General features: G+C 66.7%; 15 protein-coding genes. 14 read left to right on the top strand and 1 reads right to left on the bottom strand.

The genetic code is table 11. The features are described from left to right. Positions 1 to 465: 465 nt before the first annotated feature. Genes DEJ19_RS21160 through DEJ19_RS21150 form a run of 3 tightly spaced genes read left to right on the top strand, consistent with a single transcriptional unit; the run spans position 466 to position 3,800 of the window. Positions 466 to 2,382, top strand: a complete 1,917-nt coding sequence (locus DEJ19_RS21160; protein ID WP_146250393.1) for a hypothetical protein — start codon at positions 466 to 468, stop codon at positions 2,380 to 2,382. Positions 2,383 to 2,385: 3 nt separating this feature from the next. Next, complete coding sequence (locus tag DEJ19_RS21155) at positions 2,386 to 3,168, top strand: hypothetical protein (protein WP_111231809.1); 783 nt, start codon at positions 2,386 to 2,388, stop codon at positions 3,166 to 3,168. Next, on the top strand, positions 3,168 to 3,800 hold the full coding sequence (locus DEJ19_RS21150) for a hypothetical protein (RefSeq protein WP_111231810.1): 633 nt from the start codon (positions 3,168 to 3,170) through the stop codon (positions 3,798 to 3,800). The genes DEJ19_RS21155 and DEJ19_RS21150 overlap by 1 nt, the downstream gene beginning before the upstream one ends. 280 nt (positions 3,801 to 4,080) lie before the next feature. Here the strand turns inward: DEJ19_RS21150 and DEJ19_RS21145 are convergent, their stop codons facing one another. After that, the gene (locus DEJ19_RS21145; RefSeq protein ID WP_181441402.1) at positions 4,081 to 5,355 is read right to left on the bottom strand and encodes a hypothetical protein; all 1,275 of its coding nucleotides are present in this window, start codon (positions 5,353 to 5,355) and stop codon (positions 4,081 to 4,083) included. Positions 5,356 to 5,530: 175 nt separating this feature from the next. Between DEJ19_RS21145 and DEJ19_RS21140 the strand changes: the two genes are divergently transcribed. From DEJ19_RS21140 to DEJ19_RS21090, 11 genes are all read left to right on the top strand, one after another. Next, positions 5,531 to 6,835 (top strand): type IV secretory system conjugative DNA transfer family protein, encoded by a 1,305-nt coding sequence (locus DEJ19_RS21140; protein ID WP_111231811.1) that lies wholly within the window; start codon positions 5,531 to 5,533, stop codon positions 6,833 to 6,835. A gap of 204 nt (positions 6,836 to 7,039) precedes the next feature. Continuing rightward, positions 7,040 to 7,552, top strand: coding sequence for a single-stranded DNA-binding protein (locus DEJ19_RS21135; protein WP_111231812.1), 513 nt, complete (start codon positions 7,040 to 7,042; stop codon positions 7,550 to 7,552). Positions 7,553 to 7,741: 189 nt separating this feature from the next. Next, entirely contained in the window at positions 7,742 to 8,179 is a 438-nt protein-coding gene (locus DEJ19_RS21130) for an HNH endonuclease (RefSeq protein WP_111231813.1), read from the top strand. Between the two features lie 618 nt (positions 8,180 to 8,797). Beyond that, the gene (locus DEJ19_RS21125; protein ID WP_181441403.1) at positions 8,798 to 11,035 is read left to right on the top strand and encodes a C40 family peptidase; all 2,238 of its coding nucleotides are present in this window, start codon (positions 8,798 to 8,800) and stop codon (positions 11,033 to 11,035) included. A gap of 72 nt (positions 11,036 to 11,107) precedes the next feature. Beyond that, on the top strand, positions 11,108 to 11,839 hold the full coding sequence (locus DEJ19_RS21120; protein ID WP_111231815.1) for a hypothetical protein: 732 nt from the start codon (positions 11,108 to 11,110) through the stop codon (positions 11,837 to 11,839). 34 nt (positions 11,840 to 11,873) lie between these two features. Then, positions 11,874 to 12,170 carry a hypothetical protein gene (locus tag DEJ19_RS21115; protein WP_111231816.1) on the top strand — a complete coding sequence of 99 codons (297 nt, stop codon included), beginning with the start codon at positions 11,874 to 11,876 and terminating at the stop codon, positions 12,168 to 12,170. Further along, entirely contained in the window at positions 12,167 to 12,460 is a 294-nt protein-coding gene (locus tag DEJ19_RS21110) for a hypothetical protein (protein WP_111231817.1), read from the top strand. The genes DEJ19_RS21115 and DEJ19_RS21110 overlap by 4 nt, the downstream gene beginning before the upstream one ends. Positions 12,461 to 12,506: 46 nt before the next feature. Beyond that, entirely contained in the window at positions 12,507 to 13,106 is a 600-nt protein-coding gene (locus tag DEJ19_RS21105; RefSeq protein WP_111231818.1) for a hypothetical protein, read from the top strand. A 27-nt stretch (positions 13,107 to 13,133) separates the two neighbouring features. Beyond that, complete coding sequence (locus DEJ19_RS21100) at positions 13,134 to 13,472, top strand: TraR/DksA family transcriptional regulator (protein WP_111232455.1); 339 nt, start codon at positions 13,134 to 13,136, stop codon at positions 13,470 to 13,472. Positions 13,473 to 13,511: 39 nt separating this feature from the next. After that, a complete protein-coding gene (locus DEJ19_RS21095) occupies positions 13,512 to 15,656 on the top strand; it encodes a DEAD/DEAH box helicase (RefSeq protein WP_111231819.1) in 2,145 nt (714 codons plus the stop codon). A gap of 42 nt (positions 15,657 to 15,698) precedes the next feature. Next, complete coding sequence (locus DEJ19_RS21090; protein ID WP_111231820.1) at positions 15,699 to 16,028, top strand: hypothetical protein; 330 nt, start codon at positions 15,699 to 15,701, stop codon at positions 16,026 to 16,028. Positions 16,029 to 16,047: the final 19 nt, after the last annotated feature.

The raw sequence follows: 16,047 nt of genomic DNA, 5'->3' as shown, positions 1-16,047 counted from the left end.
GCGGACCGCAAGCGCGACATTCGAACCGCGCGAACTGACAAGCGTCACCAGAATCGCCGTTCGTCCGCGCATACCTCTTCTGAGCAGTGACTCCACTGCCCCGGGAATACCGGTTCTGAGCGTCCGACATGCGGAACCTCGTCACCCCACTTGAGGGGCAAGACGAGCCACAGTCAGTTCCCTATGCTCAGGAACGTCGCAGGGGGTGCGCAGCCAACTGGCCGCGCGCGGCAAGGACCAGTCCTTGGGGAGTCACGGCGAACACCACGCCGCAGTAGACCGCCACCAGCACGTTCGACGCATGTCTACGTCACGGTGACGCCACGCGGCGTGCAGAAACCACCCGTGACGAAAGGCCGCTGCGTGACCCGCAGAACCACCAAGACCAGGGCAACCCTCGCCGTAGCAGTCGCTGCCGTGGTCACACTGCTTCTCACTGCCTGTGGTGCCGTGATCGACACGACCATGACCGTCGAAACCGACGGATCCGGCAGCCGCGTGATGACCGCCACCCTCTCCGCCGAAGACACGGAGAAACTCGAAGGCGGCGACACCGCGGTGGACACCTCCATCCGCAACCACCTGCCAGCAGAGCTCACCTACTCCGGCATCAGCCCCACAGACGACGGCGGCCTCTCAGCCACGTTCACGCTCACGTTCTCCTCCACTGAGGACTACAAGCAGAAGGTCACGGCGCTCCTCTCCGACACCGCCTCCGGCGTCGACGCACCCGAGTTCACCGTCAGCGACTCCACCCTGGTGCAAGGCATCACCCTGCAGGAGTCATTCAGCAGCGGCGACCTCCTCAACTGGATGTTCACCGGCCTCGTCGCCGACGGCGTCGTCACCAGCGACGAAGGCACCAGCGACATGTACGAGGACGGCATGACGTACCTCGACTACGGCGGCGAGCACATCAACAACATGGGCGGTCAACTCGACTACACCGCCGAGCAGAACCACGGCTTCGACAACGTCACCATGGCCACCAAGGTCACCGACCAGGACCACATCAGTCGCACCATCACCTACGCCATCGACCCGTCCCGGTACGACACCGACAAGGAGCGGCTCGAGAAGTTCCTCGACGATGCCACCCCGAAGGGCGCCAGCGTCGTAGCAACAGAACCCGGCACATGGACGATGACCTTCACCGGTGACGCCACCGCCATCCAGAAAGACACCAGCACCGCCCTCGGCGGTGCAGACGCGACGTTCACCATCGACTTCGCCCCGATGAACGGCGACCCGTCCCAACGCGTCCTCTGGCTCAACGACGTTGCATCCTGCGACGCGGTCTGCTCCGACACCGCGTCCGGCATCATCACCGATCACGTCACCGCCGGTAAGGGCTACGACCCGCAGACCATGGACCTCGAAGGGGACCAAGGCGGGCCCGTCGGATTCAAGTACTCCCCGAAGATGACCTCCGTCACCAGCGACACCACCGTGAACTTCAACGGCGGAGTCACCAACGTGACAACCCTCGTCGTCCCCAACAGCAGTGTGGAAGCCGTCGGCAATGGGTTCGTGCAGCGGTACAAGCCCAGCAAGAACGCCGGCGCGTTCACCACCAGCAAGGGCAAGAACGAGACGACCTACACAGTCACCATCACCGGGGACAACGTCGACACATTCCGCGCCAACTACGCCAAGTGGAACGACCAGTCGGCATTCACCATCGTCCCCACAGACAGCAGCTTCTTCCTCCGCCACGGCGAATACGACATCGACCCCGGAACCGACCGGCTCGTCGAAGGGCACCCCGTCACCGACGGCGTCCACGTCGCCGTTCACCTGCCCTTCGGCACCTGGATGAAGCAGACGGAGAACCCGGACGACAGCACCAGCACCAGCGTCACCGGACAGGCCGTCACAGCACCCAAGAACGCCCACTACGTGCACGTCCGCACCAGCAGCCCAACCATCCCCGGCCTCATCACCGCCGGCATCCTCGCCGCAGCGCTCACCTTCGGCATCGTCATCCTCGTGCGCCGGCGGAAGGGGGTCGCAGCGTGGGCGACTAGTCGACGAGACGCGGCCCGCGCCAGCTGGGCGGACGCGCAAGCGCGCATCGACGAGGGCGTCGCACATCCCGACGCAAGCAGCTACAGCGGTGCCATCGACCGGGGCAGCGTCCTCAACCTGCCGTCCGAACGAACCAGCCGAACGACTGCAGGTGTGCTCGCTCTACCGGAAATTCCAAGCAACAGCAGCCAGAACCCGGGACTCCTCAACCTTCCGAGCACGGCTGCGGTCGCCCACCGGCCGAGCCTGCTGAACCTCGTCGGCGAACCACCAGCAGCCCGACGTGGCACCCCGCTCATCGACTGGGCGAACTCCGCCACGCCGACCACCCAGACCAACAGCAAGGAGCAATGACACATGTTCGACGCAAACACGGCCACCGCAGCCCCCACCAGCCCCGGCGGCCAGACGACCGTTCCCGCTTCGCAGCTGCAGGCGCAGGCGCAGCCGGAGACTCAGTACCCGTTCCGGCTCCTCCGCGACGAGAAGGTGCTTGCGATGTACCCAGTCGCTCGCATCCGTCGCCCTCTCGGCCAGCTCGCGAGCTACCTCTTCGTCACCGACAGCCGCCTCGTCTACTCCGCAGAGGCGAAGACGATCGTCTCCACCTCGGCGTTCACGAACGAGTACCACATCGACACCATCAAGGGTCTCAGCGTCGGCCGCCACAAGGGGCTCAGCGGCCTCGGCGCAGCCGCCCTGTTCGGCTCCATCGCGAACTTCCTGTTCCTCATCATCATCACCGGCATCCTCGCCTCTGTAGACGATGCAGGCCCCTTCGCAGTCCTCACCGGCATCCTCGCCTTCGGAGCCCTCATCGTCGGCGTCATCAACGCCCTTGTGTTCCGATCCACCACCAGCAGCATCAGCGTGTTCGGACCCGAGAAGGAAACCGCCGTCTCCGCACAGCTCGAGAACGACCTCATCCCGAAGTCACTCATCACCCTCGGCCTCTTCGCCGTCTTCGGTCCCCTCGCCGGCATCGCCAACATCATTCACCGCATTGCCATGGCCTTCGGCCTCCTCACCGCCGGCGACGCACCCAACTACTCCGACATCAACAACGCCGACCGCATCTCCTACGAAGCAGGCGCCCTGATCCATGACATCCAGGCTCGCGGTATCGAGGCAGGCGTCTAATGACGGTAGAGGACAAGGGGCCGCACGACGACGCCCACGCAGCGTGGCTGATCGACGCTGGCGAGCCGGTCTACATGCTCATCGGCTCGCTACTGACAACCGAGCTTCCAGTCAATGGGAGCAAGCACCACGTGCTCGTCGGCCAGGGCATGACGCATCCCGTCCAGGAACACCTCGTTCCCCTCTTGGAGTTCTTCGCCGTTCCACGAGCGCTTAGCGAGGCCCGTGACTGGCTTGCTTGGGCTGAGGCCCCAGCGGACTTGCTCGAGGTCTTCGTCGAGCGAGGCATCTTCGCGCGAGTCGACACAACGAGCCCGCTCTCCGCCGCGGAGAGCCTGGCAGAGTTGCGCGTGGCGCCAGAGTGCTTCGCAGTAGAGGAGGGCGCGGGCACCGATCGCTATGTGGGCATTTCGAGCTCGCCCGACGGTGCGCCCGAAAACTTCATCTCGCCAGAACTCGCGCAGGCCCTTTGGGCGGACCTCGGGTCGGGCGACATCCCCAGCACCGTGCAGCGGGTCGCCGCTGATTCGGGACAGTCACAGGAAGTCGTAGCCCGGAAGATTCTTGCTTCCGCCGCCGAGCTGATCGAACAGAAGCTGATCCGAGTCGAATGGGTCACAGTCGATGAGTAAGGGGCATCTTCGTAACTATGACTCCGCGTACGACATCCTCGGGGTCAAGGGGGTGCGTGACAAAGCACTCCAGCAGTACGACGAAGTCTGGGACAAAGGGCAAAACCTTTTGGGTGTTGCAACACCCCTTCAGAATCTCATTCAGGCGGGTGGCGGAGTGTGGCGAGGCGGTAACAAAGCCTTCTTTGCTGTCGCCCCATACATCCCAATCTTTGGGGTGGCAGCGAGCCAGCATGACCCTCTGACGCAAGCTCTCACGCTGGGCTTGGGCGGCGTTGGCCTAGCTGGTGCGATCCTTGGGGGGAAGAAAGGCATCGCAGCGATAAGGCAGGGTATCGCTGGCTGGAAGGATCCACTCAGACTTCGCGACACGGGAGCGAAGATGAGTCCCTTCCGTGACTCTGCAACTCTCGGCATTCGAGACGCTAAGAATCCGGTCGACTACGACGCAGGTGTCCAGGCCAAGCGACTTCGCGAGCCATTCGACAAGAATTGGAGTGAGGACAAGAAAGCCGGGCACGAACAAGCTAGCAGAATCCTCAACGGGAACGGCAAGGAGGCATTGGACGCTTTCGGGCTTGCCTCGCGGGAAGCGCTCTGGGCCCGACAAGACGCGCCTTCGAAGCAGCCCGAAAACAGCCCGAGCCAGCCGGCGAACGGCTCCGAAGGGAACGGACGAGGTGGCGGCGGCGGCGGTAGCAGCGGGGAGCATGCCGGTACGCCTGCAACCGACTCCGAACCCTCGGCAGCGCAGACCGGCAGCAACCTGATGCGAGAACAGCCAGGGCGTGCAGGAGCAGAGCCTGAAGGTGACACTGCGCAGGAAACGTTCCCAGAGGCGAGCGCGGGACTGGAGTCTGCGCGAAAGGTGACCCCCGAGCTCGAGCCTGAAGCGACGCACGACACTGAGCCTCAGCACGAACCAAGCTTGCAGCCCGAAGCGGGACCTGAGAACGAGCAGGAGTCTGAGCAGGAGCGCGAAGCCGTTCCCGAGCGAGAGCCCGATCAGCACCCGAGTGCCGTGCAGGAACCCGAGCAGGATCCGGACATCGTTCCCGACCAGGAGCTTGAGCAGGAGCCGGAGACCGTTCCCGAGCAGGACCCCGACCAGGTGTCTGAACCCCAGCAGAACCCCGAGCAGGTGACTCAACCCGAGCAGGACCCTGACCAGATGGCTGTCCCCGAGCAGGAACCGGAACCCGAGCTCGAGACCGAGCAGGGGCAGGAGCCCGAGCAGGAACCCGATCAGGGTCTCGAGCCCGATCAGAGTCCTGAGCCTGAGCCTGATCAGGGGCCCGAGCCCACGCCCGAGCAGGATCCGGAACCCACGCCCGAGCAGGATCCGGAACCCACACCCGAGCCTGGGCAGGAACCGGAGCCTGAGCCAGAGCAGGAACCGGAACCCGAGCCTGAGCCTGAGCCTGAGCCAGAGCAGGAACCGGAACCCGAGCCAGAGCCAGTGCCTGAACCGGAACCGGAACCGGAACCCGAGCCAGAGCCAGAGCCCGAGCCCGAGCCAGAGCCCGAGCCAGAGCCAGAGCCAGAGCCAGAGCACGAGCCTGGCACTGGGCCCGTGCCTGAACCGGAGCCGGAGCCGGAACCAGAACCAGAACCAGAACCAGAGCCCGAACTTGAGCCGGCAGCTGAGAGCGCTCCGGAGCCCTCATCCGAACCAGAAGCTGAGCCTGAGGAGGGCCAGAGCTGGGGTGGGGGCTGGGCATAGGAGAGTAATGAGATTCACAGAAGAGGTCACAAACGGCGATGTCCTGACGGACGCCGTCGGGACGGTCGGAGCTCAGCCGGCAGAGTTCGGCGTGCACGGCACGAACGGCACCGCCTGCACGTTCACCGACGCGACCTTCGGCCGTCACGTGCTGTACCTCGGCGGTATCGGCACGGGCAAGACCGTTGGCATGTCTGCTCTCATCCGGTCCGTGCGCGAGAGCATGACCGCCAACGACGTCATGGTGGTCTTCGACACGAAGGGGGACTACCACGGTGAGTTCGCTCGACCGGGTGATGTCGTCGTCGCGGGTGCTGACGCTGAGTCGTACCCGGAGCATCGGTTCTGGAACCTGTTCCAGGAGTTCGCGGGCCTGCCCGCGGGGCATGCCGCGGAGGACGAGATCTTCGAGATGTGCAACGGGCTGTTCGCGAACTTGCTCGAGACCGGTGGTGACAATGTGTTCTTCGTGCAGGCCGCACGAGACGTGTTCACCGCGTTGGTGACGGCGATGTTCCGCGAGTCCACCGAGCTGACGAACGAAGATCTGCGGTCTCGCATCGGCAGCATGTCGGTTCCGGAGATGCAGGAGCTGCTCGACCGCCCGGACAACGCCGACCTGCGCGGCGCTCGGAACTACATCGCAGCGGAGAAGTCACCGACCGCCCAAGCTTCCGTCGCCTACATGCAGCAAGTCATCCAGGAGTCGTTCCGCTCCGCGTTCGGACGTCCGGGCGACTTCAGCATCCGCCAGTTCGTCCGAGCGAAGGGTGCCCGCGCGCTCTTCCTCGAGTACGACGTCGCATCCGGTGGCATGCTCGCACCGGTGTTCAAGACGATGCTCGACGTCGCCATGAAGGAAGCGATGTCGCGCCAGCGCACACCTGGCCGGGTGTTCTTCGTGCTCGACGAGTTCGCGCTCCTGCCCGAGCTCACCCACCTGACCAACGGGCTGAACTTCGGCCGGTCCCTCGGGCTGCGGTTCATCGTCGGAACGCAGAACATCAAGCAGGTCGAAGCGATGTACGGCAACGAGATGGCCGCCTCCGTCCTGTCGGCGTTCGGAACCGTCTTCGCGTTCCGTCTCTACGACGGCGACTCCCGCGACTTCGTCCGCGGCCGGTTCGGGAAGAACAAGAAAGTCGCACGCTTCGACTCCAACGTGCGCAGCAAGGGCATCAACGAATCCATCATCGACGGCTACGTTGTCGAGGACTGGGACCTGTCCTCGTTGCCCGTCGGGTGCTGCATCGCAGCCCTCCCCGACCACGCGCCGGTTCGGTTCCAGTACGCGCCACCCAAGCAGGTGTAGCACCAGCAGCGTGACGCTCATCGCGGCGGAGTCTCTTCGGAGGCTCCGCCGCTTCTCGTCGCGCCCCTCGAGAGCTGGATGCGGCTGTGAACTGGGATTTCTCTGCGTCGAACGGGAACTCACGGCTGCCTGGATCGTCCGCGCATAGGGGTGGTGTCGGTCACCGCAGTGGTGGTCGGCACCACCAGTAGAAGGAATCAGAGAATGAGTGCAGTCCCCAACATCGCGTACCTCATCGGCAACCTGACCGAGGCGCCGCGCTTCAACACCGTGAACGGTGTCAAGGTCGCGAACTTCTCCATCGCGCAGACCGGCCGTGTCCGCGACCGTGAGTCCGGCGAGTTCAAGGACAAGCCGGCGGTGTTCGCCAACGTCTCCGCGTGGCGTCGTCTCGCCGACAACATCGAGGCGAGCGGTCTCGGCAAGGGTGACCGTGTCGTCGCGATCGCCGAGGCGAAGCCGAACTCCTACCAGAAGGACGGCGTGACCGTGAACACGGTCGAGTACGAGATCCAGGAGATCGCGGCCTCGCTCGAGTTCGCGTCGGTGCGGGTCACCCGCAACGCCAAGGGCTCGGGTCAGGGCGCCCCGGCGGCGCAGCCGCAGTCGGCTCCGGCCCCGCAGTCGGCGCCCGCGCCGGCCCAGGCCGCGCCGGTGAACACCGCTCCGGCCGCTGCGGCGCCGGCCTACGCGGCGGGCGACGACGACTTCACGTGATCAGTCGTCGTAGCTGACGGACAGCCCGAGGGCTGACCGGCACCACTACAAGGGAAACGCCCCGAGCACCTAGCCGTGCTCGGGGCGTTTCTTGTGCGCACCCCATGCGTACAACCACCGTGAACACGTCGACCGTACCGGACGGCGGCTGGCAGCGATGTTCGGGTGCTTCGCCGCATAGGACCAGGCATGCTCGCCGCGCCTGCCACAGTCACCGACATCATCGGCGCGCACCCGCTGATCACCGTCGCGGTGGTCCTGCTCGTCGTCCTGTTCCTGGCAACGAGGAAGCGTCGAGAGCAGAAGCCGCAGCAGGACCAGCGCCGGATGTTCACCGGGTCTCAGAAGCAGGAAGCGAAACGTCGCGCAGGCGGTCGCTGCGAACACTCCAGCATGGGCTTCCGCTGCAAGCAGCCCGGTCAGCACGCCGACCACATCTACCCCTGGTCGAAGGGTGGGGCGACAGAGATGTCGAACTGCCAGTCGCTGTGCGCCCGCCACAACCTGCAGAAGTCCGCGACTGTCCCGTCGCCGTTCTACATCCACCGTCTCCAGCGCCGTCGCGCCCGCTACTTCCCCGCCGGGGTCAACCCCCGCGTGGAGTACCGGCTGGGCCGCGCCCACTGAAAGGCGTAGCCGATGGTTGACGACTACATGCCCCGCCGCCCGCAAGGTCACGACGGTGAAGACGGTGGCGAAGAGCAGACGCGGCCTGGTGCCGGGCTCGAAGCGCGCGCAGCACGACGACAGCAGGCGATGAGCGCTGGCCGGAACGCCCCGAAAGCCTCCGGCGGTGACATCGCCGCGGCACTCCGCGACGCGAAAGCACGCCGCGCGCAGCAGAGCTCGTCGGCAGCGGCAGGAGCTCGAGGTGTCACTCCGGCATCCACCGCCCCGGTTACGCCGTCAACGCCGGCAGGTACGGCATCTGCCGGCGCGAAGAGCGCGCCGCCGGCCGCACGTCCCACATCGAGTGCTGGCGCTCCCGGGAAGGGCTCGCGGTCCGCCGCAGCAGCACCAGCCGCTGGGGCCACTGCTGTGACCGGTGCAGCTGCCCGAAGCGTCACCCCGAAGGGCGGCGCGGCGAAGCCCAGAGTGCCATCTGCAGTGCAGGGTGCCACCGGCAGCATGTCCGGCGCTGCCGCGGCCGCTGCGAAGACTGCTGCGGGAGCAGCGAACGGGGCCGTGAATGCGACCAGCGGTGTCGCGGGGAAGGCGGCCGGTGCCGCCAGTCGGATCCCCGGCGTGGGGAAGGTTGCCGCCGTCCGTCGGACTCTGCCGCGCAACCAGGCAGTCGGTGCGAACGGCGGGAAGGCCACGGCGGGGGAGCAGGCGAAGAACCTCGGCAAGGACGCTCTCGCAGCCGCAGCGAAGGGAGCTCTCACCGGTGGAGCTGCCGGCGCTGCGAAGGGCGTCGTGTTCGCTCTCGTCCGCAACAAGTGGGCGATGGGACTCATCGGCAGCGCCGCCGCGGTCGCCCTTCTGGCGCCGTTGGTGCTGATGGGTGCGATGACGACGCAGACGAACGCTGCCGCCGCTGCCCGGAAGGGTTACGACACCACCGTCGCCATGCAGGCTGCCGCGCAGTCCGGCGCGAAGGACGAAGACATCAAGCAGGCCCAGATCGACGTCGGTGACTCCGACATCCCGTGGCAGATCTGGCTGGCGTACGAACGCAACGGCGGCGACAAGGTCATCGACAAGCTCGCCGGGAAGGTCGTCGAAGACACGCCAAGCACCGGCGGTAGCAGCGGCGGTGAAGGGCGTGACGACGAGGAAGACGGTACCGGGTACGAATCCGAAGACCAGGAGCACGTTCCGAGCGCGCCGCAGCCGACGTCGACGCCGAAGCCCACCTCGACGCCCGAGCCGACGAAGCAGCCGGAGAAGACTGCTGAGCCGGCACCAACCGGCGCGCCGACAGGGACACCGCAGCCAACCCCGCTGGCGAACACCGGCGATGACGACGAGCAGAAGCACGACGAAGCCGTCGAGAAGCTCATCGACAGCATGCAGGCGAAGATGGCGAAGGACGACGGTAACGTCGGGCACTGGGACCTCCTCGCCGGCACCGTCCTCGCCGACGGGAAGACCGCGCAGTACAAGCTCAGCAAGGACGACTCCGACAAGAGCGTCCAGGCCCGGGCGAAGAAGCTGTGGGTCGGGGTACTCACCGACCCAGGCGATGTGGAGAAGAGCGAAGCGGAAGCGGCGTTCGACGCTGCCCGCAACTGGACGCTCGGCACGCTGAACACGTGCGGCTCCGGGTCCACCGGCGGCGGGGCCAGCGGTTCAGCACCAGGGACCGCCCCAGCAGTCACCGGTCCTCCGACAGAGACAGCTCCCGTGGATGCACGCCCCGGCACCACCCTCGAGACCCTCGCACCGGGACAGATCAACAACTCACGCGCCATCATGGGCATCGCGAAGACGATGTTCGGCGCGTCCCCTGACGAGGACCAGAAGCGCGCCGCGGAGATCGGCATCATCACTGCCATCGTCGAGTCGAACATCGAGAACCTCGACTTCGGTGACCGGGACTCCATCGGTGCGTTCCAGCAGCGCGACACCTGGGGCACCCACGAGCAGCGGCTGAACATCTTCTACAGCTCGACAGCGTTCCTCCGCGTCCTCATCGCCCGGCCGAACTGGGCAACGAACGAGCCCGGCTCCGAAGCGCAGGGCGTGCAGATCTCTGCCTTCCCCGACCGGTACTCACTGCACATGAAGCTCGCGACCGCGTTGGTGGACTCGTACTGGGAAGGTGTGGACCCCATCCCGCTGCCGACCCCGCCGGCGCCGCCGGGGCGTATCACCGACGGGCACGGGAAGGTCATCGGCGGTTCCGGCGCATCCACCGGCCCTGACGACTCCACCGGCGGCAGCGGTGACAGCGGCGGCACCAGTGGCAGCCCCACGACGAGCTGCAACACCCCGTCGTCGTTCACCGGCGGGGCCATCGGCCCGGGTGACCCCGGGCCAGAGAACCCCGGCCCCGGAGCGAAGGGAAGCACGCCGCAGGCTGACGGCGACAAGGTCGCCGTCGCCCTCGCCTTCGCCGGCCTGGAAGTCGGCAAGCCGTACGTTCTCGGCGGCGCGGGCCCAGACGTGTGGGACTGCTCCGGCTTGACGATGAAGGCGTACGGAGCTGCCGGCATCAAGATCGGGCTCACCGGAGGTGTCCCGCAGCACAGTTCCGGCACCCAGTTCCGCCACGCACCAGAGGACCAGGTGTTCCCCTGGGCCGAACGTGAACGCGGTGACCTGGTGTTCTGGACCAACGGCAGCTCCGGCACGTACCACGTCGCCATCTACCTCGGCCAGGATAAGAACGGCACCGACTGGCAGATCGCGGCGACGAAGCCCGGGTCCACGGTCAAAATCCAGCCCGTCTGGGGACAGGGGCAGGACCTGGAGACCGTCGTCGTCCGCCCCACCGTCGGCTCCGTCAACGGGGAACGGCACCGCACCGACGGCCGCTGACCCGCCATCACCCGGACATCTCCCTGTCCGCGGATACCAGCAACGACCGACAACCCACCGCATAGGACATCCATGGACCGCCGCAGACTCCTCACCATCCTCGGCATCGCCGCAGCGATCGCCGTCATCATCGCCGTCATCGTCGTGAACGTCGTCTCGGCACCGAAGGAGTCGAAGGCGAAGGACCCCGCCGGGACCGGCGTCGTCAGCGGCGGCAAGACCGCGACCAGCACGCGAAGCGCCACCCCGGAGGAGACGCCGACGCCAACGCCGACGCAGATCGGCGACGGATACGTCAGCGAGGACGGCGACCAGCCCGACGCTCAGACGCAGGCGACGTCCGACGCCGGCCCGCAGGGCGCCGCGCAGACCGACCAGGACACCGCTGACCAGGCAGCAGCGTTCTCCGCCGCGCAGGACTTCGTCACCGCGTGGGTCGGCTACGACGACACCACCCCCGCCGCAGTCGCCGAGCGCGCCGCAACCATCAAGGCGCTCGAAGCGCCCGGCGCTGGCCTCGAAGCGACGAAGTCCGCCCTCACGAACGCGTACAACGAGACCGCCCCTGACGCGCACCAGGTCGCCGTCACCAGCATCTCCAGCGTCACCGCCGGCGGCGAACGGAACGGCCACTGGGTCGTCTACGTCATGGGTGCGTGGACCACCACCGCCATCGGCGGCGGCACCGGCAACCAGATTCACGGCTACGGCCGCTGGACCGTCGAGCTTCCGGCGTACTCCGGCGGCGAGCAGAAGGTCTTCGCCATCGAGGAAGCGCTCCCCGGGTACAACTACAACGACTGACCGGCAGAGGGCCGGCGCCGCGCATAGAGCCGTCATGCGAACGCCCCGACTCCTTCTCGCCGCCACCGCCGCAGCCCTGACCATCACCGCCCTGGCGGCCTGTTCCGCAGGCGCGCCCACCGACGACAGCGCCGCAGTCACGCAGCAGCAGCAGCAGCATGCGCCGGACGGTCGCTACGCCAGCCCGCTCGAGTCCCGTGCGTCTGGTTCCGCATCTGCGTACGCGGACTGGGTGCGCCTTCCCGACGGGCGGAAGGTGCTCTGCATCTCCGACATCAACGGCGGCTACGACTGCAACTGGGACGACATCCGCCCGAAGGACACGAAGTGACCGCGGCCCGGCTCCGCCCCGCTCTGATCGGCGCGGCCGCCGCCGCGGTGGCGTTCGGCGTCCTCGCCGGCGGATTCACCCTCGGCCAGCAGACCGCCCCGGCAGCAGCGGACACCGTCCGGAACGGCAACCACGACACCCCGAAGTACGCCTCGCGCGGCGGTGACGTCCGGTACTACTCCGACTGGGTAGAGATGGCCGGCGGCAAGAAGGTCCGTTGCATCACTGCGACGGACTACTCTCAGGACACGTTCGGCGTCTCCTGCGACTGGCCCACCGCCGACCGCTGACGGGGGTCCGTGGCGCCGAAATCAGGCCGCCGCACACATAGGCGGCATGACAGACAAGCGACAGGCTCGAGCACGTGACATCGGCGCGGCAGTAGCGAAGGGACACTCGTCGACCGAGTTCGCGTCCCGCAGCTTCGCCGAAGACACCGTCGCCCCGCTCACCCTCGCCGGTCCGCCCGCATGGGACGCCACGGTGACACCGACGGCGGACCAGGAGCGTCGAGCCCGTGTCGCAGCGGCGCAGGCGCAGGCGTTCCAACCGTCACTCGACATCACCGAACTCGCCCGGCAGAAGGCGATCATCATCGCCGAGCAGGAAGGTGCGTACAACGCCTGGGCCAACGGCCAGGAGCACCCGGACGACGACCAGTACGAAGCCATCTGGTCAGGACTCACCCCCGGCGGCACCAGCGCGGTGAAGGCGCAGGAACGACTCGACAAAGCCCTCGCCAAGCGGGCCGAACTCGACCAGCCCGGCGCCGACAAGAAGGGGGCCGGCTACGCAACGTCGGACCTCGCCCGGAAGCACCTCGACGAAGCGATCGCCCTGTACACGGAAGCGCTTCGCTGCGGCGGACGGAACCTGTCCGTCAACCAGGCAAACGTCCGCCAGAACAACCGCGTCGCCGACAACGTCCCCTTCTGAGCCCCGCCGCGTCGCATAGTGGTGAGCATGACCGACCATGACGACATCCTCACCGTCAGCAGCGCGGACACGTTCGTCGAATGCGGCGACGGCTGGTTCCCGCTGCTGCGCCGGCTCGACTCCGCCCTCAGGAACATCGACCCGAACTACGAAGCGCTGCAGGTGAAGGAGAAGTTCGGCACGCTCCGCTTCTACGCGAGCACGATCGGCCTCGACGAGGACGCAAGCAGCCAGTTCCACAAGCTCATCGCTGACGCGGAAGGCGAATCCGCACGCACCTGCGAGACGTGTGGACAGCCCGGGTCGCTCCGCAACGACCGCCGGTGGCTGAAGACCCTCTGCGACGCACACGCCGCCACCAGGTAGCGGCAGCCGCCGGTAGCGCCCAACCCGCATAGGGAGGCGGTGAGCACCGGAACAGCAGTCATCGCCGGCACGTGGAACAAGCCGCAGCTGCGGTTGTACTTCCACCCGAGCACTCCGCACCAGGAGTCCCCGCACCGGACCCTCAAGGAGTGGCTCGAGGAAGGGCTCATCGGGAAGAAGGGCGGCCAGGCGTTCTGGAACCGCAGCCACGGCTGCTGGATCGTCAACGCCACCGGTACCGACCCGGACCGCCTGTTCCAGCGTGCAGGCTTCGAACTCGACTTCTCCGAGACCGTTGGCACCACCCTCGACGGCGTCATCGGCCTCGACGAACTCGTCACACCGATCAGCCGCCTCACCGCCAACGGCGCGAACGCGATGGTTCTGCCCCGCCTGTACGGGTTCGACAACACCAAGAAGGCGCTCGGTGCCGGCGCGATGTGGGACCGAGAGCACAAGCGATTCGTGTTCCCCGCCATCGACGCGATGCACCGCGGCAGCCCCCGGAAGCACATCAACTGGGACCCCGCCATCATCGCCGCAGCCGTTGACCAGCGGGGACGCATCACCACCCGCGCGGACCTCGTTGACGTCGCAGCGAAAGCCGGCTCCGCGAAGGACATCCTCGAGATGGACGCAGCCGACGTCGCCACCCTCATCAATGAGGTCGGCGACGTCCCCGACTGGTTCGGCCTCGACCTGTACCCGTTCCAACGAGTGGGCTCCATCGCCATCGCCGCCGGCCACAACGCGCTCTTCGACGAGCCCGGGCTCGGGAAGACCCGTCAGTCCATTGCCGCCGCCGCCATCGTCGGGTCGAAGCGCACCCTCATCACCTGCCTGCCCGTCGGTCTCACCGGCTGGCGCCGAGAAGTGCTCGAATCGAACCTCCACACCCTCGGCGGTGCACACCCAGACGGCGACGTCGTCATCATCCGTGCCGGGAAGAAAGAGCCGGAGTTCCCCGAAACCGGCGTCATCATCACCTCCGACGGGCTGCTGTCCTCCCGAGATGAACTCCGCGGTCGGCTGATGGCGTGGCAGCCGGAGTTCTTCATCTACGACGAAGCGCACCGAGGGAAGTCGTACGACTCGAAGCGGTCGAAAGCGATCCTCGAAGTCGGGGTTGCGACCACGAAGACCCCACTGCCGGTCACCGGCACACCACTGCTGGCGAACCCCGCCGAGCTCGCCCCCATCCTGCAGCTCTCCGGCCACCTCGGACCCGTCTTCGGCGGGAAGGCTGCGTTCCTCGAGCGGTACTGCAAGGAAGACCCGTTCGGCGGGTACCGGGCGCGGAAGGAGAACCTCCCCGAACTCCGCGCGAAACTCGCCGACCATGTGTGGGTCCGCCGACGCAAGCGCGACGTGCTCCCCGACTTGCCACAGACGCAGAAGGTCCCGAAGTGGGTGGACGTGCCCCTCACCGAATACCGGAAGGCGCACCGTGAGGTCATAGGGAAGCTCACCGACTGGGTGAAGGAGTACCGGAAGGAGAACGGCGGGCAGAACCCCGACGAGGACACCATCCATGAGTACGCCGCATCCCAGGTCGGCCTCGTGTCCCTCCTCCGCCGCGCCGCCGGCCTGTCGAAGGTGGACGTCCTCGTTGAAGACATCCGCCGCCACGTCGACGAGACCACCGAAGTCATCAACGGCAAGAAGGTGTTCACCCGGCCGCTCATCGTCTGGACCCAGCACCGCGACGTTTCCGACGCGATGGCGCTCGCCGTCCCCGAAGCGGTCGCCGAATCCGGCATCATCCGCGGCGGCGTCTCCCACGCCGAACGTGACCGCCTCGTCGCTGAGTTCCAAGCCGGGAAGATCCCCGTCCTCGTCTGCTCCATCGCAGCCGCCGGCGTCGCCATCACCCTCACCGCGTCGTCCGACATGTTCTTCGCCGAATCCGACTGGACGCCCGCGCTCATCCGTCAGGCGATGGACCGAGCTGAACGCATCGGCCAGACCGCGGAACGCATCATCGCGACCACCTACCTCGCCGAAGGCACCCTCGACGGGCGCATCCAACAGGTCCTCAAGGAGAAGTCGAAGATCCTCGACGTCATCTTCGGCGACGGCAACGACGTGTCCGTCATCGACGACGGCGACGACACCCAGTCGTCCACCGAAATCATCGAACAGCTCATCAACGACATCATCAACGGCACCGTCGAGAAGCCATGAGACGATGCTGAACGTGGGGGTATCGGATTCGCGGGTACGACGGTGAACCCCCGCGACGCGTTACGCCAACGCCGTGAACGCCGTCGCCTCGAGCGGTTCGCTGTCGCGTGCTTACGCCTCGACGCACTCCTGCAGCAGCACCCCGACGGGCCATCCCGGTACGGCACCCTCGCCGTCGCCGCGACGGAACTCCTCGAACACGGGTGGGTCGCCGACGACCTTCACGACCTCGCCATCTCTGCTGCGCGGCCGCGACCCTGGCCGACCGTGAAAGCCCGCGATGCCGGCGCCGACATCCCCGAGTGGGTCGACGACGCCAGCCCACTCGCCACCGACGTCGAACAGGCAGCGCTCGAGCTCAGAGCCAACTGACCTGCTCACGGCTGCATAG

It is taken from the genome of Curtobacterium sp. MCSS17_016 (assembly GCF_003234255.2).
Lineage (GTDB): Bacteria > Actinomycetota > Actinomycetes > Actinomycetales > Microbacteriaceae > Curtobacterium > Curtobacterium flaccumfaciens.
This window is presented reverse-complemented; position numbering and strand designations above follow the sequence as displayed.

Excerpts from the sequence above, each read along its gene's own strand:
- DEJ19_RS21100 (WP_111232455.1), top strand. The coding sequence starts at position 13,134 with ATGACCGACCATGACGACATCCTCACCGTCAGCAGCGCGGACACGTTC.
- DEJ19_RS21140 (WP_111231811.1), top strand. The coding sequence starts at position 5,531 with ATGAGATTCACAGAAGAGGTCACAAACGGCGATGTCCTGACGGACGCC.
- DEJ19_RS21120 (WP_111231815.1), top strand. The coding sequence starts at position 11,108 with ATGGACCGCCGCAGACTCCTCACCATCCTCGGCATCGCCGCAGCGATC.
- DEJ19_RS21155 (WP_111231809.1), top strand. The coding sequence starts at position 2,386 with ATGTTCGACGCAAACACGGCCACCGCAGCCCCCACCAGCCCCGGCGGC.
- DEJ19_RS21160 (WP_146250393.1), top strand. The coding sequence starts at position 466 with ATGACCGTCGAAACCGACGGATCCGGCAGCCGCGTGATGACCGCCACC.
- DEJ19_RS21115 (WP_111231816.1), top strand. The coding sequence starts at position 11,874 with ATGCGAACGCCCCGACTCCTTCTCGCCGCCACCGCCGCAGCCCTGACC.
- DEJ19_RS21135 (WP_111231812.1), top strand. The coding sequence starts at position 7,040 with ATGAGTGCAGTCCCCAACATCGCGTACCTCATCGGCAACCTGACCGAG.
- DEJ19_RS21150 (WP_111231810.1), top strand. The coding sequence starts at position 3,168 with ATGACGGTAGAGGACAAGGGGCCGCACGACGACGCCCACGCAGCGTGG.
- DEJ19_RS21105 (WP_111231818.1), top strand. The coding sequence starts at position 12,507 with ATGACAGACAAGCGACAGGCTCGAGCACGTGACATCGGCGCGGCAGTA.
- DEJ19_RS21130 (WP_111231813.1), top strand. The coding sequence starts at position 7,742 with ATGCTCGCCGCGCCTGCCACAGTCACCGACATCATCGGCGCGCACCCG.